Origin of the sequence: Crossiella sp. CA-258035 (genome assembly GCF_030064675.1) — a bacterium.
Lineage (GTDB): Bacteria > Actinomycetota > Actinomycetes > Mycobacteriales > Pseudonocardiaceae > Crossiella.
This window is the reverse complement of sequence record NZ_CP116413.1, coordinates 3620629-3646446: the sequence shown is the minus strand read 5'-3', so window position 1 is coordinate 3646446 and position 25818 is coordinate 3620629. Positions and strand designations below refer to the sequence as shown.

General features: G+C 69.8%; 22 protein-coding genes. 5 read left to right on the top strand and 17 right to left on the bottom strand.

The genetic code is table 11. The annotated features are described in order from the left end of the window. Position 1: 1 nt before the first annotated feature. The 5 genes from N8J89_RS16790 to N8J89_RS16770 are packed head-to-tail and all read right to left on the bottom strand — an operon-like array spanning position 2 to position 6810. Positions 2-1186 carry a DUF3322 domain-containing protein gene (locus N8J89_RS16790; RefSeq protein ID WP_283665287.1) on the bottom strand — a complete coding sequence of 395 codons (1185 nt, stop codon included), beginning with the start codon at positions 1184-1186 and terminating at the stop codon, positions 2-4. After that, entirely contained in the window at positions 1173-3293 is a 2121-nt protein-coding gene (locus tag N8J89_RS16785; protein WP_283665286.1) for an ATP-binding protein, read from the bottom strand. Before N8J89_RS16785 ends, N8J89_RS16790 begins: the two co-directional genes overlap by 14 nt. Then, on the bottom strand, positions 3187-4545 hold the full coding sequence (locus N8J89_RS16780) for an ATP-binding protein (protein WP_283665285.1): 1359 nt from the start codon (positions 4543-4545) through the stop codon (positions 3187-3189). The genes N8J89_RS16785 and N8J89_RS16780 overlap by 107 nt, the downstream gene beginning before the upstream one ends. Beyond that, positions 4545-5288 (bottom strand): DUF4194 domain-containing protein, encoded by a 744-nt coding sequence (locus N8J89_RS16775; RefSeq protein WP_283665284.1) that lies wholly within the window; start codon positions 5286-5288, stop codon positions 4545-4547. The genes N8J89_RS16780 and N8J89_RS16775 overlap by 1 nt, the downstream gene beginning before the upstream one ends. Beyond that, on the bottom strand, positions 5281-6810 hold the full coding sequence (locus N8J89_RS16770; RefSeq protein WP_283665283.1) for a DUF3375 family protein: 1530 nt from the start codon (positions 6808-6810) through the stop codon (positions 5281-5283). The genes N8J89_RS16775 and N8J89_RS16770 overlap by 8 nt, the downstream gene beginning before the upstream one ends. Before the next feature lie 117 nt (positions 6811-6927). On the opposite strand from N8J89_RS16770, the gene N8J89_RS16765 reads away from it, so the two are divergent. After that, a complete protein-coding gene (locus tag N8J89_RS16765; RefSeq protein WP_283665282.1) occupies positions 6928-7113 on the top strand; it encodes a hypothetical protein in 186 nt (61 codons plus the stop codon). Between the two features lie 151 nt (positions 7114-7264). Here N8J89_RS16765 and N8J89_RS16760 read toward each other — a convergent pair whose 3' ends face one another. Further along, positions 7265-7567 carry a phosphotransferase gene (locus tag N8J89_RS16760; RefSeq protein ID WP_283665281.1) on the bottom strand — a complete coding sequence of 101 codons (303 nt, stop codon included), beginning with the start codon at positions 7565-7567 and terminating at the stop codon, positions 7265-7267. Between the two features lie 699 nt (positions 7568-8266). On the opposite strand from N8J89_RS16760, the gene N8J89_RS16755 reads away from it, so the two are divergent. Together N8J89_RS16755 and N8J89_RS16750 are read left to right on the top strand one after the other, a co-directional pair. Then, a complete protein-coding gene (locus tag N8J89_RS16755) occupies positions 8267-8620 on the top strand; it encodes a hypothetical protein (protein ID WP_283665280.1) in 354 nt (117 codons plus the stop codon). A 585-nt stretch (positions 8621-9205) separates the two neighbouring features. Continuing rightward, positions 9206-9361: a hypothetical protein gene (locus tag N8J89_RS16750; RefSeq protein WP_283665279.1), complete on the top strand. Its 156-nt coding sequence runs from the start codon at positions 9206-9208 to the stop codon at positions 9359-9361. A 539-nt stretch (positions 9362-9900) separates the two neighbouring features. Here the strand turns inward: N8J89_RS16750 and N8J89_RS41930 are convergent. Then, positions 9901-11496: a C40 family peptidase gene (locus N8J89_RS41930; RefSeq protein ID WP_502868456.1), complete on the bottom strand. Its 1596-nt coding sequence runs from the start codon at positions 11494-11496 to the stop codon at positions 9901-9903. A gap of 1320 nt (positions 11497-12816) precedes the next feature. Beyond that, positions 12817-15081: a preprotein translocase subunit SecA gene (locus N8J89_RS16740; RefSeq protein WP_283665278.1), complete on the bottom strand. Its 2265-nt coding sequence runs from the start codon at positions 15079-15081 to the stop codon at positions 12817-12819. Positions 15082-15197: 116 nt separating this feature from the next. On the opposite strand from N8J89_RS16740, the gene N8J89_RS16735 reads away from it, so the two are divergent. Further along, positions 15198-15806 (top strand): hypothetical protein, encoded by a 609-nt coding sequence (locus tag N8J89_RS16735; RefSeq protein ID WP_283665277.1) that lies wholly within the window; start codon positions 15198-15200, stop codon positions 15804-15806. 46 nt (positions 15807-15852) lie between these two features. On the opposite strand, the gene N8J89_RS16730 is transcribed toward N8J89_RS16735, so the two are convergent. From N8J89_RS16730 to N8J89_RS16690, 9 genes are all read right to left on the bottom strand, one after another. Further along, positions 15853-17322, bottom strand: a complete 1470-nt coding sequence (locus N8J89_RS16730; protein ID WP_283665276.1) for a hypothetical protein — start codon at positions 17320-17322, stop codon at positions 15853-15855. 30 nt (positions 17323-17352) lie between these two features. After that, on the bottom strand, positions 17353-18522 hold the full coding sequence (locus N8J89_RS16725) for a CpaE/TadZ family protein (protein ID WP_283665275.1): 1170 nt from the start codon (positions 18520-18522) through the stop codon (positions 17353-17355). Continuing rightward, on the bottom strand, positions 18519-19055 hold the full coding sequence (locus tag N8J89_RS16720; RefSeq protein ID WP_283665274.1) for a GGDEF domain-containing protein: 537 nt from the start codon (positions 19053-19055) through the stop codon (positions 18519-18521). Before N8J89_RS16720 ends, N8J89_RS16725 begins: the two co-directional genes overlap by 4 nt. A gap of 187 nt (positions 19056-19242) precedes the next feature. Beyond that, positions 19243-20256, bottom strand: coding sequence for a hypothetical protein (locus N8J89_RS16715; protein ID WP_283665273.1), 1014 nt, complete (start codon positions 20254-20256; stop codon positions 19243-19245). 2 nt (positions 20257-20258) lie between these two features. Further along, positions 20259-20741: a hypothetical protein gene (locus N8J89_RS16710; RefSeq protein WP_283665272.1), complete on the bottom strand. Its 483-nt coding sequence runs from the start codon at positions 20739-20741 to the stop codon at positions 20259-20261. Beyond that, on the bottom strand, positions 20738-21613 hold the full coding sequence (locus tag N8J89_RS16705) for a glutaminyl-peptide cyclotransferase (protein ID WP_283665271.1): 876 nt from the start codon (positions 21611-21613) through the stop codon (positions 20738-20740). The genes N8J89_RS16710 and N8J89_RS16705 overlap by 4 nt, the downstream gene beginning before the upstream one ends. Before the next feature lie 85 nt (positions 21614-21698). Continuing rightward, positions 21699-22280: a hypothetical protein gene (locus N8J89_RS16700; protein ID WP_283665270.1), complete on the bottom strand. Its 582-nt coding sequence runs from the start codon at positions 22278-22280 to the stop codon at positions 21699-21701. A gap of 345 nt (positions 22281-22625) precedes the next feature. Further along, the gene (locus N8J89_RS16695; RefSeq protein ID WP_283665269.1) at positions 22626-23087 is read right to left on the bottom strand and encodes a hypothetical protein; all 462 of its coding nucleotides are present in this window, start codon (positions 23085-23087) and stop codon (positions 22626-22628) included. 122 nt (positions 23088-23209) lie between these two features. Then, a complete protein-coding gene (locus tag N8J89_RS16690; RefSeq protein WP_283665268.1) occupies positions 23210-24025 on the bottom strand; it encodes a TetR/AcrR family transcriptional regulator C-terminal domain-containing protein in 816 nt (271 codons plus the stop codon). Between the two features lie 57 nt (positions 24026-24082). Between N8J89_RS16690 and N8J89_RS16685 the strand changes: the two genes are divergently transcribed. Next, the gene (locus tag N8J89_RS16685) at positions 24083-25762 is read left to right on the top strand and encodes a right-handed parallel beta-helix repeat-containing protein (protein WP_283665267.1); all 1680 of its coding nucleotides are present in this window, start codon (positions 24083-24085) and stop codon (positions 25760-25762) included. The last annotated feature ends 56 nt before the right edge of the window (positions 25763-25818 follow it).

The window sequence follows — 25818 nt, the reverse complement described above, 5'->3', positions numbered from 1 at the left end:
CTCACGCCTTGTCGAGCGCGTCCTTGAGGGCGGCGTAGGCCACAGGCCACGGGACGCGTTCCTGTTCCAGCAGGAGACCGGTTCCGTGCTCGGCGGCGTATGCGGTGAGACGCGCGTACAGCTCTTGCTCAGGCGGGGACAACCCCGGCGGTGCGGTAGTGCGCTGCGGCAGGGCGCCGACCACCGCCAGGTGCCGGTAGCGGTCAAGGGTGCCGGTGTCGGTCAGGATCGTTCGGGCGGGCACCCCATGGCCGCGCAGGTCGCTGACGAACTGGAGACCGGGGACATCGAGGTCGCCCCAGTAGAGGACCTGCCGGGCGGACCGCACCCAGGAGATGCGGGCGTACTGCTCCACGTGGAAACCGTGGCCGTGCAGGACCACCAGACCGGGATGGTCATCGGTCACGGCGAAGCCGGTCTCCTTGTTCTCCAGGATCACCACCGCGCTGGGCGGCCGTGGCCACCAGTTGAGGTCCGCCACAGTCGCCGCGAAATGACGCATCCCGGCGAACTGAACGCGCAGTCCGGCGTCGCAGACGTTCACCTGCACCAGCTCCGGCACCACCAGCAGGCCGAGCCGACGGTGCAGGGCGCGTTTGCCGGACAGTGGTTCACCAGCGGCCGCGTGCTCGGGGTCATCGCCGAGCATCGCCAGCACCAGGGTCGCGTGCGCGCCCAGCCATTTCGTGTCGATGCCCTCGATGGGCAGTTGGCGCAGGAACAGCCCGGAAGCCGGATTGGCGCGGAGCCAGGTGACCGCGCGGACCAGGCGCTCGTAGTCCAGGTCCGGCAGTTCGGTGATGCGCCGGACGAGCCCGGTGAACCGCGCATCCGGGAAGGTCTCTTGCAGCTGGACCAGCCTTTGCCCGCAACGGTTCCAGACCTGCCGGTCCTCGGCGTGGGCGGCGGCGACATCAGCCGCGCGGTGCAGCACCAGCGTCCTGGGCATCCGGTGCACCGCGGTCGGGAAGCGGAGGTTGGCGTGCTCGATCTCGCCGGGGCCGGGGTAGGCGGCCCACGCGTGGGCCCACTCGTGGCAGACGATCGGTGACTCGGCGCGTTGTGCGGTGGTCGGCGGCCCCAGGGGCACGCGCAGCGGCCAGCTGCCCAGGCCGCGGGCCCAGTCGGGGTAGCGCTCGGCGAAGCGGCGGCGCAGCAGCTCCAGTGCTTGCTCAGGCGCTAGCACGGGCGTCGCCATCGGCTTCGGCGAAGCGGCGGTCGGCCAGCTCGCCGAAGGTGGCCGACTTGCCGTTGGACCGCGCGCCTTCGGCGGAGACCCGCTTGTCGATCAGGATCGCCTGTCCGATGTAGGGCTCGACGATGCCGGAGAGCCGGATCGGCGCGGCGATCACCAGCTGGAAGCCGAACTCGTCGAAGGCGGACAGCGCCTGGGCGGAGAAGTTCTCGTCGGATTTGCTGAACGCCTCGTCCAGCATCAGGGTGCCGAACCGGGGGCGGCTGTCGCTGTCGGCGTCGGCCAGGTTGTAGCTCAGCGCTGCCGCCAGGCAGAAGGCCACCAGCTTCTCCTGCTCGCCACCGGAGTTGGTCGCGGTGTTGCGATGGGTGTTCGTGATGACGTCCTCGTGGTCGACCTCCACACCGTAGAAGTCGTAGCCGGTGCGGACGTCGAGCACGTTGCGCCGCCACCGCTGCGCCTCCTGGTCGGTGCCGGTGAACGGCTTCATCAGTTCCCGGATCCGTTTGAACTGGCGCACGTGCTGTTCCGGGTCCTTCTTGGCACCGGCCGCCGCGATGATCAGCTGGTCGACCTCGGTGCGGAAGTCCCGGACGTCCGGGGACAGGTTGGCACGCCAGGAGATCTGCAACCGTCTGCCCTCGTTGAACTCGACCCGGCGCAGGCCGGCGTTCACCCAGCCGATGCGTTTCTCGATCCCGCGCGCCGCGGTGTCGATCTCGTACAGGAGCTGCGCGATGGTCGGCACGAGTTCTTCACTGATCATGTGCTGCAACCGGTTCATCGCCTCGGGCAGGCGCCGGGTGACGATCTCGGTGTGCAGGGCGGCGAAGTCGGCGCCGGTGAGGTCGACGTCGCCGCTGTCGTCCGGTGCGCTGTCCGGCCACTTCTCGATGAACGCCGCGATGGCATTGCGCACCTGCTCCCTGGCCAGGTCCTGTTTGCTCTTCGCGCTCGCGGCACGGTTGGTGAGCGCGCTGATCAGCAGCTTGCGCACGGTGCTGACGTTGTCCACGGTCACCGGGGTGTCGATGCCCGCGTACACCTCCTCCAGATACGCGAGGTCCGGCTCATCGACCTGGTGCGGCAGGTCCTGCTCGGCGAGCCGGAGGTCACCGAGCTTGGCCTGGCGCTCGGACAGCTGCCCGATCTTGTCGACCGTGGCTTGCCAGATTCCGTACGCCGCCTCGAACCCGGTCTTCGCCTCGTCGCGTTGCGCCTCCAGCTCACGCAGGTCGTGGTCACCTGTCCGGATCTCCTTGATCTGCCTGGCAAGCGTGGTCGCCAGCTGAGTGTGCGTCCCGTGGTCGAGGTGCGACCAGGAGCTGTGCTCGGCGGCCGCCGCGGCGCTGGCACCCCGGATCTGTTGCGCCTCCAGGCGCTGGGTCAGTGCGCCAGCCTGTTTTGCGGTCTCCCGCGCGGTCACCGCCAACTCGGCGACCTCCTCCAGCGCCTGACGTTTGGCGGCCGTGTTGGCGCCGAGGATGTAGGAGGCCCGGTTGGTGAGCTCGGGACGGTCGTCCTTGCGGTAGTGGTTCCCCGGCAGCTTGACCGTGCCCTTGATGGTCACCGCGATCCGGTGCTGGTCCAGTTCGTCGGCGGACTCGACACACACGTGGTCGAACTGCCTGGCCAGTTGACCGGCGAGCCAGCGCTCGTGCGGATGCGTCTGGTCCACGGTCAGCTTCCCGGCCAGGGTGCCGGGGCCTGGCCGGGGCACGTGCGCGGACACCGCGGTCACCACGCTGTACTCGACCAGACCGCGCATGTCGTTGTGGTCGATGAAGCGACGCACCCGGTCCTGGTGAGCGTGCGGGACCAACAGCCGCATCCCGTATCCGCGCAGCACTTTCTCCGCCGCGGGCCGCCAGTGTTCCTGCCCCTCCGCGATGTCGATCAGCTCGGCCGCGTAGAGCAACTCGGTGACCGGCACTCCGGTGCCGCGGACGATGCTGTCCCGTCGGGCCACCGCGTGCCCCGGTATCAGCGACCTAGCCGAGCGCAGGCGGTACAGCTCCGTCTCCCGCTCCTCGTGGTGCCTCTTGGCCTCGACCTGCGCGCCGATCGCCTCGTGCGCTTGCGGCCGCAGGTCGTTCACCGCCTGTTCCGCCGCGGCCACCAGTGCCGGCAGGCGGCCGCGCAGCTGGCTGAACGCGGCTTCGTCCTGCGGTATCGGCAGCCCGAGCCGGTCGATCAGGGCCTCGTAGCGCTTGGAACCGCTCCTCCGCGCGCTCAGCCTCGATCAGCTGCAGTTTGCGTTGCTCTTCAAGGACCAGGAGGTTCTGGCTGTGCTGACGCAGCCGCCCTTCCAGCTGGAACCACTGCTCGTGGGCGGTATCGCGGTGCTTCTTCTGGGACTCGACCAAGCCCTCAAGCCGGGCCACCCCGACCAGGAGCCGGTCCAGCTCGGCCCGGAGCGCGATCAGGTGCAGGTGTCGCAGGTAGCGATCCAGCGGGCTGCCGCGCAGGGAGTCCGCCACGTCCCGGTCCTGGCGGGAGCGCTGGTAGACGTTCCAGTTCCCCGGCACCGGGCTCAGCACCTTCTCCTGCTGGGCGGCCCGGCGCGCGGTCTCGTACGCCTCGTTGAGCGGGACGAACAGGTCGACCATCCGCTGGGCCACGTCGAAGGTGTCCGGGTGGTCCAGCATGTGGTCGCGGATGAACAGGTTCAGGTCGCCGACGTTCTTCATCGCTTTCGCCTTGCCCAGCAGGGCCAGCGCGGCGCCCGCGTGGTCAAGACCGATCCGCTTGCCCAACTCGGCGAGGTAGGACTCCTGAGTGCGGAGGTACTTCGGCGCGGTCAGGGTCCGCCTGAGCCAGGCGGTGTCGAACTTGCGGTCCGCCCAGGCGGTCAGCTCGGTCAGGTCGAAGTGCCCGTCCTGCACCAGGTGCAGGGTGTTCAGCTTCGACCCGTCGTTGTCCACGCCGGCGAACCACTTCACCACGGCGCCGGTGGTGACCAGGCCGGTGCCGTCCTCGTAGGTCGCGGCCACCGCCGACCAGGTGGGCACACCGCCACGCAGGTAGCGGACCTTGGCCTGGTTGTGCTCGTCGTTGGTCTCTGACCAGGCCCCGCGCACGTACGCGGCCACGTTGCGGGAGTTCTGCTTCACCCCGCGCGCGGTCAGGTCGGCCGAGGCGTTGAACCGCTGCTCGTAGGTGGGCAGCAGGACCAGCGAGTGGGCATCCAGCAGCGAGGACTTGCCCGAACCGGACGGTCCGGTCAGCAGCACGCCGCGCTCGTCGATGGGGAAGTTCTTGTAACCGCAGAAGGTGCCCCAGTTGACCACCTGCAACCTGGTCAGCCGAAACTGTCCGATGTGGACTGTTCTGCTGGTTGGACTCGCCATCAGTCAGCCCCTTCCTCGCCACGGGCGATCGCCCGGTACCGCGCGTCCAGCGCGCTGACCTGTTCGGCGGTCAGGATCGAGGTGATGACGCCGTAGATGAGGAACCGGTCCTCGCTGCCCCGCACCGGTTTGATGATCGACGCGTCGGTGAGCGTCTGAATCGCCCGCTCCATCTGCTTGCCGAACTCGACCTCGTCGGTATGGCTCTCGGGCCGGTAGCCGAGCATGTGGTCGATCATGTCCGACCGTTCCACGATGGGCTCGTCCAGCGCGACGACGTACTGGTTGTACAGGTACAGCGCGAGCGCGCTGGCGGCCAGCCGCAACGGGGTGCTGCGCAGGATGACGCGGCTGTGCGGCGAGGGGTCCTGAGCCTGCCGGGTGAAGGCGTGGCGGTGCTCGCGGTTGATCTCCAGCAGCAGTCCAAGTTCGGCCAGCCGGGACCGCAGCACCGCTTCGTGCTGCAGCACGATGGGCCAGTGCCGCCTGGTCTTGTCGGACTTCTCGCTCACGTGCGGCGCCGCGACCAGTGCCTGCAACGCCCAGCACACCGGTGGCGACAGCTCGCTGGTGTCGCCGTCGAACCGCGGGACCTGGCCGCCGCCGTCCACCAGGACGCCCGCCGTGTCCTGGTCATCATCGGCGAAGACCGCACCCGGATCGAGCCGCGGCTGCTCGGCCGCGGCATCGTGGTCGGACTGCGGCTCGGCGAAGATGTCGGCGAAGCTCGGCTGGTCAGTCATCGGCCGGTGCTCCCAGCAGTGTCAGCTGGGCAGACCGGTCCCTGGTCGGTGGCGGGGCGACTGCGGCGGGAATGAGCTCGGCGAACAGCACGTACGGGGTGATGATCTCGCGTGGCCCCCTTGCGGTGCTGGCCCAGACGGTGTGGTGGGTCTGGTCGTCGACCTCGCCGTAGCGGGAGGCCAGCGACCACAGGCCGATCACGTCTCCGGTGCGCGCGCCGGGCAGCTGCTCGAGCACCTCCGGCAAGGTGGCGAGGCCGGAGTGACGGTCCATCGCGGCGTGCACGGCCTCGCGCAGCGCTGCCCAGTTGATGGACTCCCGGCCGGCCAGCGCGGCCGGGTCGATGTCGAACTCATCCGTGGTGTCGATGACCTCCGGCGGTACCGTGCCGGTACCTTGGTCCAGCCGCAACCGGCCGACCGAGCGGACGTCCAGGCCGCTCAGCCGCACCGTGAACCCGATGTCCTTGCCACCGTGGGTGCGCTGGAAGGCCAGCGCCGCGGACGCCTGCGCCTCGCTGACCCTGGTGCGCATGCTGCGGTAGTGGGTGAGGTCGCCGCTGCGGACGAAGTTGCTGATCCGGCGGAACGCGGCGCCCCTGGTCTGCTCGACCTCGCGAACCCGGTGCCACACCGTGGTGATGAACTCCCCGAGCGCGGCGCGCAGGTGTTCCGGCAGGCCCTCCACCCGCTCCAGCACCTCGGCGATGTCGGCCTCCAGCTGCGATCGTTGCGAGGACGTGGCGATCGCGGTGGCGAACGCGCGAAAAGCCTGGCCCTCCGGCGACTCGGCGATGATGTCGTGTCCGTCGAACATGCGCTGGAGCGATTCGGCGAACTCGGTGTCATCAGCCAGGCTCTGGCGCAACAGCAGGGCGGTGTTGGCGTGCATGTGCTCGCCGTAGGCCGCCACATCGGCGGGGATGCGATCGGTCAGCTGGGCGAGGGTGGCCACCTTGTCCACGAGCTCGGGATGGTTGACCTCGGGCACCTCGCCGCGGTCCAGGGCGTCGCGCTGGGCGCTCAGCTCGGCGATCCGGTCCTCGATGGCCCGCCGCCGCGCTTGCGGATCGGGGTTGGCCTCGGTGGCGATCTGGCGCAACTGGGTCATCACCAGGGCCAGCGCGGACTCGGTGGCGATCGAGGTCTGTCGTCTCAGGCTGCGCATCTGCCGGACGGCGGTGATGGCCCCGGAGGTCAGCTGGTAGCGCTCGACCCGCGGATCGCTGGGATCAGCCGTGCGGCGCACCCACCCCCGCTTGCACCACCGTCCGAGCAGGTCATCGGCGGTCAGCGAGAGCTCACTGTCCTCCGGGGTGTAGCTGCGCAGCAACGAGGGCAGATCGGCGTCCATGGAGGCGGTGAGGCTCCGACCGTCCACGATCTGGCCGTCACCCAGATGCGCCGCCATCAACGAGAGGTGCAACAGGGCGTCACGGGAGCGCAGCAACGACATAGTGGCATCGGCCGCCGTGTTGCCGCTGAACTCGTGCAGGAACCGCTCCGCTGTCAGCTTGGCCATAAACCTCCCTTGCCGATCGTCTCCCTCGTCCTTGACGTTGTGTGTCGAACTGACCCCTTCCGGCGTTACCGACGCGGTACCTCTGGCGAAAACCGAGGCCGACTGAGGTGCGAGCTGGTGATCGAACGGAACCCCACCGTCTACTCCCGGATCTGGCACGCCACGCGCACGGACCGCGATCCGTGCGCGCACCAGCTCGGACTGAGCGCCGGTCATCGTCGGCTGTTCCTGCGCCTGTGGTGCACCGTCCGTCACGAGTACTTGCTCGACACCCCGTGGTCTACCAGCGACTCGGCAGGTTGATCCTGCATGTGGTGCGCGATCAGATCGCGAGCCTGCCCAACATCACCGCGCATCTGGTGCGCACCTACGATCCGGCGGTCCGGCAGCGCGCCCTGGTCCGCTCCCGCACGCTGTGCTCGGCCACCCGACCGATCACCGACCCGACCAGGCCTCACAGCCGGGATTGCAGCACGTCGGCCACCCAGCCAGGCGAGGACGGGTCGAGGCCCTGCTCGATCGGCCAGCGGACCGCCCGCAGGCTTCGCAGCGACCACCATGCGCGGATCACGTCGAGGTCGACGTCGGCGCCGTAGCCGACGAGGACGTCGCCGAGGTGCTCCTCGTTGCCGAGCGTCAACGTGGCGAGGTCGAACAGGGCGTCGCCCTGGGCCGCCTCTGTCCAGTCGATCACGCCGGTGACCTCGTCACCGTCGACGAACACGTGGCTGATCTGCAGGTCGCCGTGGGTGAACACCGGTGTCCACGGCCGGAGCCCGGCCTCGGCGATCTCGCGGTTGCGCGTGACCAGATCGGCGGGCAGGACGCCACTGGTGAGGAGTCACTCGCATTCGCCGTCGAGGTACGTAGCGATTCCGCCAGGACTCCGGCCGGGCCGTGGCGGCAGCGGCGCGTCGTGCAGCATCCGCACGGCCGCCCCACCGCGGCCCAGGCCGCAGGCGACGCGGTCGGTGGCTGACCGAAGCGGCCGAGTGCCGTGCCTGGCAGGGCGGCGAGCGCCAGCGCGGGTGGCTTGCGCCACAGGACCTCCGGGGTCGGGATCGGCGCCATGGCCATCGCCTCGACTTCGACGTCGGTGCGCGACTGATCAGCGTCGATCTTCAAGAGCACGTCGCCGACGCGCAGGGGTACGCAATCGTGATAGGCGACAACGACCTCGACCTGCTCCATGTCGGCCAGTGTCGCAGGGACAGCCACCCTCATCGCCGGGTTTATCGCGCGCGACCGCACGGCAGTTCACTCTCCTCGGCGCCGATCTGACCGGCGCTCCCCTCCGCGGGGCCGCACCAACCACTTGGCCCACCGCGCATTAGCTCCCCGGGCGGAGCCGCACACGAACCCTTCGCGACCGCGGCTCGCCAGCAACGCACACCCAGCGGTGACGGCGGACGCACTCTCGCGACCCGTTGCCGCGCAATCAATTTAGGGAAGCCAAGTGGCACAACGCCTCGCCTTGCAGTGCATCACCGCCCTCGTCGTCCTCACCATCGCCATGCTGACCGGAGCCACGGCAGCCAGCGCTGTCACGGCGAAGGGACCCGACCAGGTCATCGTCTGCGAGTACATCGTCGATCCCGGCGGCTCCGGAACTCCCGCCTGGAACCATTCCCAGTTCATCCCGACCCACCCCGACGCCTACTTCTGGGCCAACCGCCGGGTGTGGGCGACTCCCTCGATCACGTGGAACCGCAACGCGAACACCTGGGTCCGGCACCTCGCCGGTTCCGGCGGCTACTGGACCTACGCCGACAAGCTCCGCCGGACCTCGGCGAAGTGCCTTCCCCTGTGAGAACCACCGCCCCGGCGACCTCCCGGTCGCTGGGGCGCGTCAGCGCTCACGGCTGCGGAGCCAGGCTGCGGCCCTGGTTCGCGACGCGTGGGACAGCCAGTCGCCCTGCGACCTCGGCCAGTTCCTGACCCGCTGACGCACCCGCGCGGCTGGCCTGGTTTACGGTCACAGCGGCAGCGACTCGAGCGAGGCCGAATTTGCCGGAGACGTCGGCTTGATCGACACGACTGCCGGGTCAGTGGCCACACTCTGACCGCAACTTCCAGAAGGTCTAGAAGTTCAATTTCACCGTTCCACGTTTCCCCAGGCGACAACCAAAACGTTTTAACGTTAAATACAATACAGATGGTTTCATAACCCCCTACCTGGGATTCTACATTACTCGAACGCCGTCGCCAATATGGCGGACAGCCCCCACTTCAGTCGGCGCGCGGTCGATGACCTACGCTCCCGCGTCATCGCGTGCTCGTCTACTTCGCTAGCGCACGCGCAATAGCCATGGGAAGGAATGCGGGGGTGCGGTGTGTCATTGTTCAGCGCCGAGGACAGATCATCACGCGAGGTTCAGGCTGGCGGGGGCGGTCAATGATCACCTGGCTGCTGGTCAGCATGGCCACGGTAGTACTGGCGCCGGCAGCGTATGCTGGCGTGGTCGCTGTGTTCTGGCGGGACAGGGCGGCCAGCGCCAGCGCGGTGATCGCCCTGGTGATTGGTCTGCACGAACACGGTCTGCTGCCTTGACGGCCAGACCGGGGCAACGGGTCTCCGGACCATCGACCGACACCATCGAGCCCGCGATCGGTTGATTCCCTGGGTATCCCAGTCGTCACATAGTCCACAATGGACCGCTGACTCAACGGTTTCCGTTGGTCGCCACGCGGATCGGCACGGCTCCTCAGCGGAGCGCGGCGAACGGGAACTGTTGTGGCGGCATGGTCCTGTCTACCCGGGTGTGCCATGCGGTAGTCCGGAAGGTGACGAAAGAGTTGCCATGGCTGCGGAACCGACGAGAACCGGGCGCAAGCGTCCTGTGGTCGCCCGACCACACCGACGATCGGTCCGTGACGCTCAACCTCGGGTTCCTGCGCACTCAGGTCCAGGTGTACGACCTGCGGGTGCCGCGGGGGCCGCGCTGAACCGGATTCAGGCCGCCTAGGCGGTCGCGGCGGTGCGGTCGGTGCTGCCTACCCCTCGGCAGGTCGCGGTGTGGTGATCCTCGGCGTCACCTCGGCTGTGCTGACCGATCGTGCGAAGCCCGAGCCAGCCGAAGATCGGGAGTCTCAGCCGGTCGGTCGGTAGAAGCCGAGGAACGGCATGCTCAGGTTCGTGGTCCGGAGTTTGCTGACCTGAACGGGGTTGCCCGCCTCGACCATGCGGCCGTCACCGATGTACATCGCCACGTGGCCGCGCCACACCACCAGATCACCGGGGCGGAGTTGGCTCCTGCTGACCGGGGAGCCGACCGCTTGGGCGGTGGATGTGCGCGGGAGCTGCACGCCTGCCTGGCGGTAGGCCCACTGGGTCAGGCCGGAGCAGTCGAAGCCGCGACCGGGACTGCTCGCGCCCCAGCGGTACGGCACGCCCAGCTGGGTCAGGGCCGCGCGTACCGCCTGCGTGCCCGGATCCCGTGCCGGAGCGCTGGGCGCAGATGCGGGCGGGGCGGCGACTGGTGCGCGAGCGGAGGGGGTGGGGATCGGCGGAGGTGGCGGTGCGGGCGTCGGGCCGTTGCTGGCACTGCGTTCTGGCCTGGGTGCGGGTTCTGGGCGGGGCGCGGGATCTGGGTGGTCGGACTGCGGCTGTGGTGTGTGGACGCGCTCGGTCAGGGCGCCCAGTTCCGTTGTGCGGCGCTGGATCGTGGACTCGGTGGCGGTTAGGAGCTCGTCCGCGAGGCGACGTGCGAAGCCGTCGGCGAGCGGGTGGGTGGTGAGCTGGACGCGGGCATCGCGAGCGGCGAGTGCGGCGTGCCGTAGTTGTTCGGGGACACCGACCAGGGCTTGCCTGGTCTGGGTGAGCAAGCGCTGGGCAGTGGCCGGGTCGGCGGTCAGCAGCCGGGTTCGGTTGTCGTGCTGTTGCTGTGCCTGGGCGAGGGCGTGTTCGACGGGCTGGGTGGCGTTGCGGGCGCGGAGGACCGTTTCCAGAATGGCGGCGGTTGCCTCGGTGCGTTTCCTGGCGAGTGCGTTGCGCTGGTGCTGGGGCAGCTGGTTCTGTTGCTGGACAAGCCGTTCGTGGGCTGTTCTGGCTCGGGTGTTGAGGCGTTGGGCTTCGTCTCGGTGAGCTTCGGTAGCCTGGCTGCCGGCTTCGGCCGCGGACTGGGTGGCGACTGCGACCGGCTTGGCGGCCTCTCGTACGGCCGCTGCCAGTTGGTCCAGGTCCGGTGAGGTGCTGCTGCCCAGGTCGGCCAGTGCGCGCATGGCTGCCTCGGCTTCGTCGACGGCTGCGCCGGCTCGGCGGAGGGCAGCGAGGGCGATGGAGTCGCGGGCTTCGCCGGTGTGCTTGCGGTGGTTCTGTTCCAGGAGTCTGGCCTTGTGCAGCAGCGCTTCGGCGCGTGTGTGTTCCGCACGGACCTGCTCGGACCGGTCGGTGGCCAGCAGGGCTCGTAGGCTGTCTTCGGTTCTGGTGAGCTCGGCAACGGTCTGGGCGATCGGCGTTGACTGCGCGTTGAGCCGGTTGACGGCCTCTTCGGGGCGTTGCGCACGGGCAGCGGTGTGCAGCTCACGCTCAACCGCCTGGATCGTCTGGTCCAGACGCGCGAGGACCTGCTGGGCACCAAGCGGAGGGACCGGCTCCTTGACTGGTGACTCCGGAGGGCTCGCAGCCGGTGGGCTCGTGGGCGGAGCCCCGGCGGTGGGGGTCGCTCCAGCGGACGGGTCCAGCATCGCGGTGACCGGCGAGGCCGCGGCCAGGGCGGCGATGGTGCCTGCGACCGCGGTGCCGATGGCGACCGGCTTGGCCGCTCGGTGTTCGCGGAGCAGGCGCAGGGTGCTCCCGCCAGGGTGCTGGGCTTGGCCGGGCTCATCGCGGGCCGGATCCGGTGTGGTGAAGTAGAAGGAGCAGCGCACTGCGGTCTCCTAGGTGGTGGTCGAGGGGGATCACCGGTTCTCGCGGCAAGCCGCGGTGCCGGGGACGGGGACGAGGCAGGGCGGGCTCGGTGTGGAGCCGAGTGCGTGCAGCAGGCCGGGGATCTTGCCCGTGGGCGCGGCGGGCCGCGTCTGCGGGGGTGCGGGTTGAGCGGGCTTTGGTGGTGTGGCCCGGGGGCGATCGATGCGGGGTGGCACCGCTTCGTGCAGGCGGAGTCGGTCGCCGGTGTGGATGCGGTCGTTGGGGAGCCGGTTGAGCCGCTTGAGGTGTTGCGGGTCGGTGCGCAGATTGTGCGCGATCTGGCTGAGGGTCTGGCCGGGACGGACCGTGTGGTAATCCGGCCGGGACGGGGAGAGCGCGGGCGGTTTCGGTGCTGGTTCGGCCTGGGGTGGCGCCGGACGGGCTGGTGCCGTGGCCGGCGCTGAGGGGGGCGGTGCCGGGGGGCTTGATGGTGGCGGCGGTGCATCGGGCGGAGTGCTCGGCGGTGCGGGCGATTCCGTTGATGGGTTGCTTCCCGGTGCGGCCGGAACCGCGGGGCGGGTGCCCTGCTGTGCGGTCGAAATCGTGGGCGGGGAGCTCGGCTGCGCGGGCGGAGCTGCGGGTGGGGCGGTCGGCGGTGCGGGCGGCACCGTGGATGGGACGCTGGATGGGGCTGGAGCCTCGCGAGCGGCGGCCGCTGCTGCGGTGAGCAAGTGCCGCAGCACTTCGGGCGCCTTCTCGTTTGCTACGGCCGGAGGGTGCTGGACCGGGGTCTGCGGGCCAGGTCGCTCAGTGGTGCCAGCGGGCGGCGGCGGTGGTTGCGAGGAGGTCGACGAGCCGGGCGGCTGCGGCGGACTGGTTGACGGAGGCGCGGGCGGGAGTTGTTGCGAGCTTGGTGGCTCGGTGGCCGCGGGGACCTCTGGCGTGGCGGTGGCGTCCTCGCGGGCCAAGGAGCCCGGTGGCGTGTCGAGCTGGGCGCTGGCGATCATCACCGCGGAGATCGCGGCCAGACCGCCCGCCGTGTAGCCGATCGCACGGCGGGCCGGGGTCCGGCGCAGTTCCGCCAAGCGGGTGGCCAGGGTCTGCGTGGTCGTCGCGGACATCGTGGTCTCCTTGGTGTTGGGTTGGCCGCGGCCGAGTTAACGCGAGCTGCCCCGTCTGGCCGGGAGCGTCCACTGTGGGGAGTCGGCGAGCAGCCGTCGCAGCAGGTCGAGTTGGAACTCGCGGCGGGCGGCCTGGTAGGCGCGCACGGCCTGGTGTCGGTACTCGGCCACGGGATCGGCTCGGGACCAGGTCGCGGTGTGGCTGGCGCTCTGCAGGGCGAGGAGGGTGGCAAGTTGCCGCGACCAGGCGTCGTCGAGTGCGGTGAGGATCAGGCCACGGGTGTGTTCGTTGGCGACGAGGTGGTCGTGAAGAGCAGCGGCGAGGCCGTCCTCGCTGAGGCTGCTGGTGGTTGGCAGGTCCGGTGCGCCGATGGAGCGCAGTCTTCTCGACCGGGTCTGCTCGTCCGAATCCCACAGGCTCGCCGCGGCGGCGCGGGCGAACCTGTTCAGCAGAAGGGGAAGCGGGGTGGCGAGCACTTCGGCGCGCTGGTCGCTGAGCGCGTCGTGCTGGTGACCGATGATCTCGTCGAGCCGGAGCATCTGCTTGCGGGCGAGGTACTGGCGGGTGTCGGCGACCGACTGCACCCGTTGGATCAGGGTGTGCACGGCGCGTCCGGTCACAGGTCTGGAGCCGACGGTGGTCAGGGAACGCACGGCGGTGGGGTTGTTGTCCTGGAGCAGGTCGTCCTCGGCGGAGAGCAGGAAGCGCACCGTGCCCGGGTCACCTTGCCTTCCGGCTCGGCCGGCGAGCTGGTTGTCGACACGGCGGGTGCGGCCGCGGCCGACGCCGAGGACCAGCAGGCCGCCCAGTTCGCGCGCTCGGTCGGCGTGCTCGGGTGGGTCGCCGCCCAGGCGGATGTCGGTGCCGCGCCCGGCCAGCGCGGTGGCAACCGTGACTGCGCCGAGCCTGCCCGCGCCAGCGATGATGGCGGCCTCCTGGGCGTTGTCGCGCGCGGTGAGCGTGGTGTGGTTGACGCCTAGTTCGTCGAGGTGCCGGGAGACCTGCTCGGCGGCGCGGATCGTGGGCACGCCGACCAGAACCGGTCGGCCGGTGCGGTGGGCGTCGGCGATGTGTTCCACCAACGCCGCCGTGCGGGCGAGGTCGGTGGCGAACAGCTCGTCGGGCAACTCCCGCCGGACCACCGGTTTCCGGGTGGGCACACGGACCACCGGTAGCCGGTAGACCTCGTGCAGCTCAACGGCTTCGGAGCGGAGGGTGCCGCTGATCCCTGCCAGCACTGGGTAGCGGCGGAGGAACCGCTGGATGCTGATGGTGGCGAGGGTGCGCGGTTCGGCACGGACGGGTAGGCCTTCCTTGGCCTCCAGTGCGGCGTGCAGGCCGTCGCTGAGGCGTCGCTGTGGGAGGGCGCGGCCGGTGTGCGGATCGAGCAGCACGACGTGCTCATCGGTGACGAGGTAGTCGCGGCCGTCCTGGTAGAGCAGGTAGGCGTGCAGGGCGTTCTGGGCGGCGGCGAGGAAGCCCGGATCGCGCCAGCTTCGCTCGTCGAGGCGCAGTTGCTGGTGCAGGGTGTGCCAGCCGAGGTCGGTGAAGTCCAGGTGGCGTTCGGCGAGGTTGCCTTCGTAGTGCAGGACCGGGCGCAGCGCTGGGATCAGCGGGGCGATCCGGGCGGGCCAGACCGATCCTCCTTCCTTCTCCACGCTGGTGATAACCAGTGGAGTGCTGGCGTCGTCGATGAGCACCGCGTCGGCTTCGTCGAGCAGGGCGGCGTGTGGTCTGCGCGTCACGCGGTCCCGGGCGGTGGCAGCCAGCTGGTCGCGGAGGTGGTCGAAACCGACCTCGCTGACAGTGGCGTACAGGATGTCCGCCTGGTGCGCGGCTCGGCGGGCCGTCCGCCAGTTGCTCGCGGTGATCACGGCGGTGCTCAGCCCCAGCAAGGCAAACGCTGGAGTCAGCAGGTGCGCGTCCCGCTGGGCGAGGTAGTCGTTGGCGGTCAGCACGTGTACCCCGGTGCCGGGCAAGGCATGGCAGGCGGCCGCGAGCGCCAGGGCAAGCGTCTTGCCTTCACCGGTGCGCATCTCGGCGGCGCAGCCACCGGCAAGGGCCACGGCGCCGACCAGCTGCTCCGGGCGCGGCTGAAGGTCCAGGCGCCGCCGACATGCCTCCGACATCAGCGCGAGCACCATGGCACCTGCGCGGTTCGTACTTGCCGGGGTTTTCCGGAGTGCCCGGTAGCGCTCGGCCAGCTCGAAGTCGGCCAGGTGCGTCAGCTGCTCGCGCTGCGTCTCGGCATGCCGGGTCGCCGATCGGATCCACCTGGGCAGGCTCTGCTCCAGCGTCATGTCCGTTGTTGTCGTTTCGCCGGTGGCAGCCGTGGCCGCGCCGCCAGCGGCGGCCACCCGCATTAACTGCCCGGGCGTCGCCGCGTGCCGAGGGATGGGTCCGCTGCGGACGGCCGGTGCCGCCGGCCGTGCGCGGTGGGCCCATCCCACCGCTCGCCCGATGTGGCGGCAACGGCAACGAAGAGGACACCATGTGCACGCTGACTGACATCTTCTTACGCTGGACTGAGATCCTAGTGATCGCCCTGATGTGCGGGGTGCTCATCTACCTGGTGTGGCTCATCCGGCGCTCCAGGACCACCGCCAAGGCGGAGACACCGAAGCCCGGAACCCATGAGGCGAACAGGGCCAGGGAAATACTGGGCACCTTCGCGCGTGAGTACCGCATTCCGGTGTTGAAGCCCCACGAGGCGGAACCCCAGGAGATCGCGAACTTCGAGATCGAGGTCACCTGGCGGGGTCGCGATGAGCAGGGAGTCGGCCAGTGGTCGGTCGGCCATCGCGGTGTCCTGTTCGATCGGCTGGGCAACTCCGTCGACGAAGCCCATGCGCGTGAATCGGCGAAGGAGTCCCCGGACTGCGTCTACCCGATACCCGCGGACTACCTGTTCGAGCTGACCAACGCGCTGCTGGTGGTCAGCGACATCGCGACGCCGATCGTCCGGCACCAGTGGGCGGAATGGCGGGCGATCGGTCGTCCGGCGGCGGGCGGCGCATTCGGCTGAGTCGCGACCGCGGCGACGAGGCGAGGTGAGTGTCCACGGTGGAGGCTCACCTCGCCTCACCCCCGAGGGTCTCCACCACGACCCTGCCGCGCGTCAACTCGGCGATGCGACCGCAGTCCGGGCAACGGATCCGGGGCAGGACCAGACGCCTGCCGGGCGCCCGCTCATAGCCCGCCCAGCCGCAGCCCTCCGTGGTGCACTCGTAGCGCACCATCTGCACGGACCTGACCGGGGTGCACCTGTTGCCGGTGGATTGGCTGCGGGGCAATGCCTTGGTGAGCACGCGCGGTGCAGGCCCGGGAGGTGGTGCGGCCGTGGACAGCTGGCCGAGGAAGGTGGCGAACGGCTGGAGGCCCAACCCTTGGCGGTCCTCCTCGTTGAGCCGGGTGAGCAGGTGGTGCAGGCGGCCGCCAGGCTTGCCCAGTTCGGCGCGCAGCGCGGTGAGCACCTCGTGCACAGTGCTGCGGGTGAGGTCCAAGGCCGCGGCGATGGCGCGCTCGCTGCGCTCGGACTCCGGCAGGTGCTCGTGCGGCGGCAGCCCCACAGCACGCGCGATGATCTCCTTCTGCAGCGGTCCCAGCTGCAGCACGGTCAGGGCGGCGCGCCACCCGGAGGTGACGAAGTCCGTGGCGTTGTCCAGCTCGGTCACCACGAGGTCCGCCAGCTCGGCCGAGATGTCGGCACGATCGTGGGTGACCGGTGTCGGCAGCGAGCGGAAGTCGAGCTCGTCGCTCGGCCGGTAGCCGAACCTCGGGTGTTCGGTGGACCCCAGGCCCAGTCCTGTGTGCTGTCTGCGGGGCCGGGTCTCCCGCTCCAGTTCCAGGTCGGCCTGGGTGAAGGCGGCATCGGGCCGGGCCAGGATCTCCGCGTCGGTGGGTTCACGGCCGAGTTGCTGGCACAGCACCCCGTGGATCGCGGCGATCCGCAGGAACCGGTTGTGCGTACGGGCCGGGATGCTCACCTGGTAGGTCTGCCCGCCCAAGTCACGCCGGATGTGCTCCTCGATCCAGGGCCGCAGGTAGTGCGCGCCACTGGGTTTGTCCGGGTCGTAGGCCCAGACGCCCTGGGCGACCGCGGCCCGCGCGGTGTTGAGCAGGTCGGCGGCGTCAACCACGGTGGTCTTGGCCGACTCGCGGAGCCGCAGCTGGCTCACCGCGTGGCGGATCATGCCCTCGGCCAGGCCGACCAGGTAGGCGGTGGCATGCTCTCCCGCGCGTCGATGCGCTTCCAGCCGTCGGCGCACGGCTGGGTCCGCGACGTGGGCGACCGCGTCATCCGCGGTCAGCACGGCGGCCACCGCGGACCTGGTCAGGAACAGCGGTGGCGCGCCATCGCCCTCGGCCCACTTGTCCGCGTGCTGGGCCATGAAAAGCACCAGATGGGCGTTGTGGCCGTTGGTGGCGATCGGCGCGAGTTCGGCGAGGGCCGCCGCGGTCAGGCCAGTGTGCCGTCGGCAGAGTTGGTGGACGGCCGGCACGGTCGGCGCTTCGGTGGCCAGTGGACGCAGGGCTCGCACGGACTGGTCCCTTCTGGTGGTTGTTCACCCTCAGCGCACGCGGTACCTCCCGGTGAAGGGGTTGCGGCGCAGGCGAAAGCTGGTGCGCGGGCGTCCGTCCCGGTGCAGGTGCGGGAGCAGGCGCGCGACGTCAGGAGTGATCGGCTGGACGCGGTTGGGGCCGAGCAGCGCTTCGGCCAGCAGGTGGATCCGGGCGGCCCAGTCCGGGCTGTCCCACAAGATCCGGACGAGGTCGCCGCTGTTGATCGCGGTGGTGTGTTTCGGCCCGGTGTCCGGCAGGTGTTGCAGCTGGCGCAAGCCGGGCAGGGCGGCAAACTCCGCTACGGGCGGATCGATGCCGGGGTGGATGCGATTCCACACCAGGCCAACGGATTCCAGGGGGAAGACGTGGGTTCTGGTGAGCGTCTGGAGCAGGGCGGCGGTGCTGCGGGCTGCGGTGCGCGTGGTGTCGGTGACCACCAGCAACTGGCTCGCGGCGTCGATCAGTGGCTGTTGCCGGTTCTCGCCGTCCGGGTGCGGTGGGTGGGTGTCGATGAGGACGAGGTCGTAGCCGCGACGCATCACCGTTGCGGTGTCAGGGGTGGTCACCAGGTCCAGTGGGAGTCCGTCCCGGCTCTGGGTGAAGGCGGTCAGGGCGGGCACCGGGAGGTTGAAGTCCACCAGGCACACCCTCGGCGGACCGCGGTCCCGATCCAGTCTGCCCGCGATCGCGACATAGGCGGCCACTGTCAAGGCCACGCTCGAGGTGCCGACGCCGCTCTTCCCGGACAGCACCGTGACCACCTGCCCGGCCGGTGCGCCTGGAAGTGCGTCGGTCAGCACCCGCACCCACTCCGTGGCATCATTTCCCTGTGGCAGCAACGAGATTCGTCCAGCGGGCAGGGTGGCGGCGGCGGCAAGCAGGTCGGGGTGCGAGACGTCGGAGAGCAGCACGATGGTGAGGTCCTTGGCCGGGGCGCCAGCCAGCGCGAGCAGCCACCGCGCGATCTCGGATGGCGGTCCGGCCTGTTCACCGATGACCAGGACGTTGTGCGCGCCGCCGCGGATGAGCGGGGTGTCGCTGGTGAGGAACCAGGACAGCTGGTCGAGGTTCTCCGCCACCGGTTCCAGGTACCAGTCCAGACCGGCCTGCTGGACTGCGGTGACCACGGACTCGCTCGGCAGGCCGCAGACGATGAGGTGGATGTCGTTGTCGTTCATGACCTCGGCAGGCTGCTGATGTAGATCAGGTTTCGCCCGGCCTCTTTGGCTTGCAGGAGCGCGGCATCGGCGTAGCGGACGAGGTCGGCCGGGCCGAGATCATCCCCGGGACGCTGGACCACCACGCCCACGGACGTGGTCAGCCCACTGATGGTGGCCGGGTTGCCCGTGAGGTCGTCATGCGCGATGGTCAGCGCGCTGACGCGGTGGCAGATCCGACGGGCCAGGGTGAGCGCACCGCTGAGGTTCACACCGGGGGCCAGGATCAGGAACTCGTCTCCGCCGTAGCGGCCGACCACATCCGTTGCCCGGGTGGACTCCTCGAGTACCGCGGCGACCAACCGCAGCACCTCATCCCCCGCCTGGTGGCCGAACCGGTCGTTCACCAGTTTGAAGTGGTCGAGATCGACGATGAGCAGCGCGATCGTCCGGGCCCGCTGGAGGGCTTGGCGGTGCGCTTGGGTGACTCCGTCTTCCCAGCCACCCCGGGTCAGCAGTCCGGTGAGCCAGTCGATGCGGCCGCCGCCGGGCACATGCCCACAGGCCGGGCAGACCGCCGGAACAGCTTTCCGGGGTGGTGGAGAGGGTGGTCGAGCGCAGATCCGCGGTGGCACCACGTCCGCGACTCGAATGGACACAGCGGGATTGGCAACCATGCCAACATTCCTACCGCCGCGGCCCCACGTAGCTTCAAGTCGAACACGAACAGCAGGTCACCGGCTATTTCCCGGCCAGCAGGCAGAGGTGTTCGAGGCCGTTGTTGACCACCCCGAACGGCGGCACCCACTCGGTGACACCGTCGAGCGTGTGGTGGAAACGGCGGCAGGGCGAGATCGACCGGGTCAGCTCGTCCGGCAGCTTCGGCGGCGGCGGTGGGTTCTGCGCACGCTCCTGGTTCTCCCGGTGCCGCTGCGCCAGTGCCGTGGGCGGTTTCGCGGCCAGGCCGTCCAGCGACTTGCGGAAGCGCTCCGGGTCGAACGCTGGACCCTGTTGGTAGGTCAAGCCAACCGGTGTGTCCAAGCACCGTCCGGCCTCGCCAGCCCGGCCGCCGCTCGGCACGACATCCTGGATTCGCCCAGCGATCGCGGACCGGCAGGCGTCCACCACACCGGCACGGCCTGCGATGAAGGCCGTAGGGTCGATCGCCCTGCCGCCGGATACCTCGTTCAGACTGGGCATCGTCAACAGGTTCATGGCCAGCGAACCTCGTTGCGGCACGGTGGTTTCCATGGACTTCGGCAGCCCATCGGCCGGCAGTCCCAGACCTGGGAGCGAGCGGGTGAGGTCGGTCCAGAGTCCCCCAGTTGGACGGTTCGTGCGCAGTCGCTGTTGCAGCGCGGCGAGATTGTCGTTGGCACCGTTGAGGTCTGCTCGTTCCTGGGCGTCCCGCTGCGCCTGGTGCCCGGCGAGGTTCCAGCGCAGGTCGGCGAGGCCGGGCTGGGTGCCAGCGCGTTGGGGCACGGTGGTCAGGCGTGCTCGGGCGGTGAGCATGTCCAGATAGGACTGCTGGCGGGCGCCGAAGGTCCCAGCCGAGTTGAACGGGCCCGGGATGGTGAAACCCGGCATCGCCGCTGTCGGCGCGCCAGGTGAGGTGGTGGTGGTTCGTTGTTCCGCTGTCGAGATGGGCAAGTCGCCGGGCAATGGTGGTGACGGGATGGACGCGCTAGCGGCGCCCGCGGGGCAGATGACGCCGAGTGCGGTGAGGGCGGCCAGGAGGCGGGTTCGGGTGGGCATGGTCAGGCTCCCAGGTGTGGGGTCAGGGAATGCAGGGTGACCATCGCGGTGACGATGGCCTGGCGCACTTCGCGGGTCGCGACGATGTCGGCCCGCTGGCAGGCGCCGTCGAGCGCGGCGTAGTGGTGGGCCAGCTGGTTCAAGGTCGCGATCAGGCCAGGGAGGTTGGGCAGATGGCTGTCCTTCATCCGCTCACCGGTGCTGTGGCTCAGCCGTTCAGCTTGCACCCGGCCGCGCCGGCCCACGGCGGCGAGGCTGGTGAAGTAGTTGCTGCCGTCCGGCCGGGTTGCGGTGCGCCGGGGCTCGTTGGCGGCCGCGGCGGCCAGCTGTGCCTCGGTGGCGGTCAGCTCGGCGACTCCGTCCGACAGCGCGCGTGCGTGCGCGGCTGGTGGCGTGGGTGCTTCGCTCCCCCATGGTGAGCCGGAGCATGAGGTGATGGCCAGCAGGGTCAGCGCGGCGCAGGCAGTGGCGATCCGCTGATTCATCGATTCTCCTTGGCCTTCCAGCGGATGTGAAAGGTCTGACCGAAGTGCTTGCCCGTCAACAGGAACTCGTCGGTGCCGGGCAGCGCGGCGATCCCGTTGAGCACGTCCTCCGCCCCGGTGGGACGTTCGATCTTCTTCAGGCGTCGCACATCAGCGACCGCGGTGACCTTGCCGGTGGGCAGGTCGATGCGCAGTACCTGATCATGCAGCCACACGTTGGCCCACAGCGTGTTGCCCGCGCACTCCAGTTCGTTCAGCTCGCCGACCCGGTTTGAACCCGGGTGAGTCACCCGGATTTCGCCAGTGCGGTCGAAGGTCCGCGGGTTGCGGACGATCAATCGATCCATGCCGTCGGAGGTGATCAACCGGGTGCCGTCGAAGCAGGCACCCCAGCCCTGCCCGCCGTAGCGCACCCGGCGGATCTCGGCGAGGGTGCGCGGATCGCGCAGCATCGCGACACCGTCCCTCCAGGTGAGCTGCCAAACCCCGACATCGGGAACGACGGTGATCCCCATGGCGTACAAGGGTTCCGGCACATCGATCTGCCGGAGCACTCGCCCCGTGGTCATCTCGGTGGCGCGCAGGGAGGACCGGCCGACCTGGCCAGTGCTCTCCAGGAGCACGCCGTCGAACATCTCCACCCCCTGGGTGTGCGCTTGGCGGTCGTGCGGGTATTCGTGCAGGATCTCGGGTTCGAGCAGCTCGACCTTGGGCGCCACAACGGGGGTCGTGGTGGCTCGAGTGGTCGCCGTGGTCTGCACCGCGCTGCTGGTGCCTCGTGGCGGCGGTGCGGGACACCCAGCTGCGGCGAGGACAGCGGCAGCGCTCGGCAGTACGGCGATTGCCCAGCGTCGGAGTGGAGTCTTGGTCATGCCCTGGAGGTAACGCGGACACACCGCGCTGGGGGTGGAGGGTTGCTCCGGCGACGCGGCCGGAGCAACCCTCGATCGCCTTGGCTCAAGGCGTCGCGGTGGCTGCTCCGCGGTTCACCGGTGCCGTCAGACCGAGTCGGCTGATGCTGACGAACGGAATGTCCTCGAGAACGGGCACGAGCCGACGCGACTTCTTCCGCTCGATCTGCGCGGTGACGGCTCCCTGGTTCACTGGCGCTGTCAGGCCGAGCCGCCCGGTGCTGACAAACGGGATGCTCGTGAGGACCGGCACGATCCGGCGCGGCTTGCGCCGCGGCATCTTCTTCCGGGCTTCTCGCTCGACCTCAACGGTGGCCGTCTCGCTGACCACCGCCGCTTGCTGCCGGCGCAGTTCTTCCAGCTGCGCGGCGGTGCCAGCGATCCCGTCCTTCAGTTCCGCCAGGAGCATGCGCTGCTCCTGGTACATGTTGGCGTCCTCGAGTGCACGGTTGTAGCCGGTCCGGGCGGCGTGCAGGTCCAGCCCATCGCGCAGTCGCCGGAAAGCCTTCGAGCCGACGATCTTGTACACGACGAAACCCAGCAGGGCCAACAACGCCAGTCCGAAGCTGAGCGAGAGCACACCCTTGAGCACGGAGAACACGGATTCGGTTGGGTACATCGGATTCATGGCATGGTCCTCGGTCCGGTCACGGCGAAGCGGGGGCGGATCGCCACCGAACCGGGAGATAACGCGCCGACCGATCAGTCGAGGTATCCACAGCGGATACGGCTGCTGGATGCCGCAACATGCTGGTGCCCACCGTGCGTGGCCGACAGCTCGGCGAAGCCGGCCTGGATCGCACAGCGGCTGTCGAACCTGTGCTACGACTCGGCCACGCCATCCGGACGCCCCGCCGGATCGACCTGCTCGCACCGCACTCGCTGTCGGCGCACTTCGTTCACTGCCCGCACAGGTCGACCAGTTGTGGTGACGGGTCGAGAAGGCTTCGGTGCTGCACCACCGCGCTGCTCGCTACTTGGCAGGCCACTCGCCGGACGGCGGGCACTCCTGGACGTCCGGCTGCCCCACCGGGTGGACGAACTCGACGACCTTGGCGGCCTTCGGGTACTTCGGCTTGAGGTCCTCCGCCACTGCGCGCACGTCCGTGCCCGGCTTGACCTGCAGCATGAGACCAGCGGGCATTCCCTCCACCCGGGACCGGGCAACCAGGTCCTGCTGCCTGGCGAAGATGTCCCGGAACCTCTCGTGCGCTTGTTCCTTGGTCTCGGTCCACACCTTGCGCACGCGACCGTCGGCTGCCGCAGTCGGCACCCCGGCCAGCATGTCCTCGTCAGTGTCAAAGCTGATCCGCACGTGATCACCGCACGGTTTGCCGTTCTTCTGGGCCTCTACCGGCGCCGTCGTCTGCTCCGGCCGTGCGCTGTGCGACGTGCACGCGGCCAGTGCGGCCCCCAGCATCAGCGCGTAGAACACGCTCCCCCATTTCTTCACGAGGGCAAGCTGCCACTCCGGCCTCAGGCCCACAATCCGTTAGCGACTCACCTCACTAGAAGCCCGCTGCGACTCCTGACCGCGCCGGCGTGATGCCGGTGGTGTCAGCGCTTCCGGCTGCGGTAGGCGCGTTGCTGGCAACTTCGCGAGCAGTAGGCGCGCGGACGGCCCGAGGCGGGTTGCTCGATCGGCCCGCCGCACATCGCGCAGGTTTCGTCACGCGTTCCCTCACGTTGCGCGATGCGCAACTCTACGCCGTCGAGCAGGAGCGCCAGCCCGAACTCGAACGGGTCCGGCTGCTCGAAACCGCCTGTCTCCCACAGCGCGGTGAGGGTCGGGTAGCGGCTCATCCGCGACCAGAGCCCGTCGCGCGCACCCCAGAACTCCTCGTCGCTCACCCCGCTGTCCCGCTCGGCGCGCGCCGCCTGGACCAGCGCCAGGGCCTCGGCGTCGAGGAAGCGGCCGAGCAGGCCCGCCGCCGCCACCACCTCCGCCGGCGGCAGGGAAGTGCTCGCCAGGATGCTCAGCAGGTGCTCGTAGTGCGCCAGCGCGTTCGGCCCCGGGAGGTGCCGCGTGCTGCGCTCCTCAGCCAGCCACGGGTGGCGTTTGCGCAGTTCCCAACCGTGCCGGACGGCCGTCTCCAGGCGCTCGCGCCACGGTGCGCCGGTGTCGTCGGGCGCGGGTGCGTCCAGGACGGCGTCGCGCATGAGGTCGACCAGGTGCTCCCGGCTGGGCACGTGCCGGTACAGCGACATCGTGGTGAAGCCCAGGTGCTCGGCGACCTTGCGCATGGACAAGCCCGCCAGGCCCTCCGCGTCGGCGACCTCCACCGCGGCGGCCACCACCCGGTCCGGGCTCAGCCCCGGCCGCGCGTCCTCCTCGCGCCACAGCAGTTCGACCCGCTCGTTGTCCTGCGTCACCCGATACCTCCTGTTTATAGTATAAATGCGTTTATGGCATACACAACCGAAGTTCACGTGGCACTCGACGGCGACGACGACACCCCCGGCACCGCGGAACAGCCTTTCGCCACGATCGACCGGGCGCGGAGGGCGGCCCGGGAGGCGGCGGGCGACGTGGTCGTCCACGTACGGGCGGGCACATACCCCGGGCCGTGGGAGTTCACCGAGGAGGACTCCGCGCGGGACGGCAGCCGGATCATCTACCAGGCGAACGGGTTCGGCACACCCGCGCAGGACGAGGTGGTGATCGGCGGCGGACGGGTGATCACCGGCTGGCGGGTGGGCGATGACGGCGTCTGGGTCGTGGACGTCGGCACGCTCGACACCCGCCACCTCACCGTCGATGGTCTGCGCGTCGACCGGGCCGCGATCGACGGGATCCCGGGCGAAGTGAGTGAAAACGAGTCGGGTTACGTCACGGATGCTCGCCTCGACTGGCGAGCGGGCGTCGAGTTCGTCCATCGGGGCGTCTACCCGTGGACCGAGGCCCGGCTCGCGGTCGAGTCGGTCGCGGACGGCACGATCGCCATGAAGCAGCCCGCCTTCTCCTGGGCCCGGCAGCTCTACAGCTCCTCCTGGGACGGCCAGACCTCCTCCGGCCCCGGCATGCCGACCCGCGTGGAGAACGACCCGTCCTTCCTCACCGAACCGGGCACGTTCGCCCTGGACCGCTCCCGCCCCGGCGAGCACGTCCTGCACTACCTCCCGCGCACCGGCGAGGACCCCGCCGCCACCCGGGTCGTCGCTCCGGAACGGGACACCCTGCTGGTGGCGACGGGGGCCGGCGGCATCTCCTTCCGCGGCCTGATCTTCGCCGACACCACCTGGCTGCGCCCGACCGGCGACCGGGGTTTCCTGCACTACCACGGCAGCGGCTTCCACGACGGCGGCCGGATCGACACCGTGGTCGTCGTGGAAGGCCAGTCCTGGCTGACCGTCACCGGCGAGCCGGAGACCGTCCCGGCGTGCGCGTCCCTGCTCGACACCACCGGCATCCGCTTTGAGGGCTGCCGCTTCACCCGCCTGGGCTCGACCGCGCTCGGCGTCACCGGTGGCGCGGACACCGTGGTGCGCGGGTGCGAGTTCGACACCCTCGCCGCCGGCGCCATCACCCTGACCGGCACTCACCGGGCGGTGGTCGAGGACAACGAGGTCCACCGCGTCGGGCTCGACCACTCGGGCTCGCCCGGCATCGCCCTCCTCGCCACGGTGGACTGCACGGTCGCGCACAACCGCGTGAACGACGTCCCGCACTGCGGCATCGTGGGCGGCCCGGCGAAGGGCACGCGCATCCTGCACAACCACGTCACCGGCGCGATGGGCGTGCTGGCCGACGGCGGCGGCATCTATGTGTCCGGGCCGCAGGGCGAATCACACGAGGACGGGGCGGTGGTGCGCGGCAACGTCGTCACCGACACCCGCACCCCGTACAACTTCGCCCTCTACACCGACTACGGCGCGGCGTGGGTGACGGTGGCGGACAACGTGGTGCGGCGCGCCGACAACACCGCCGTGCTGCACGTCCACCCGCCGCTGGACAACGTGGTCTACCGCGGCAATGTGTGGGACGCCGACCCGGTCGGCAGCGACGCCGTCCCGGATTCGGTCACCTACGAGGACAACTCGACCCTGACCGACGCGGCCGACCTGGACGCCGCCGAGGCACGCGCGCAAGCCGGACCTCGCCGACGCTGACCGCACCCGGCCCGCGGCCCCTCCACGGGTCGCGGGTCCCGGGGAGTCGCAAAGGT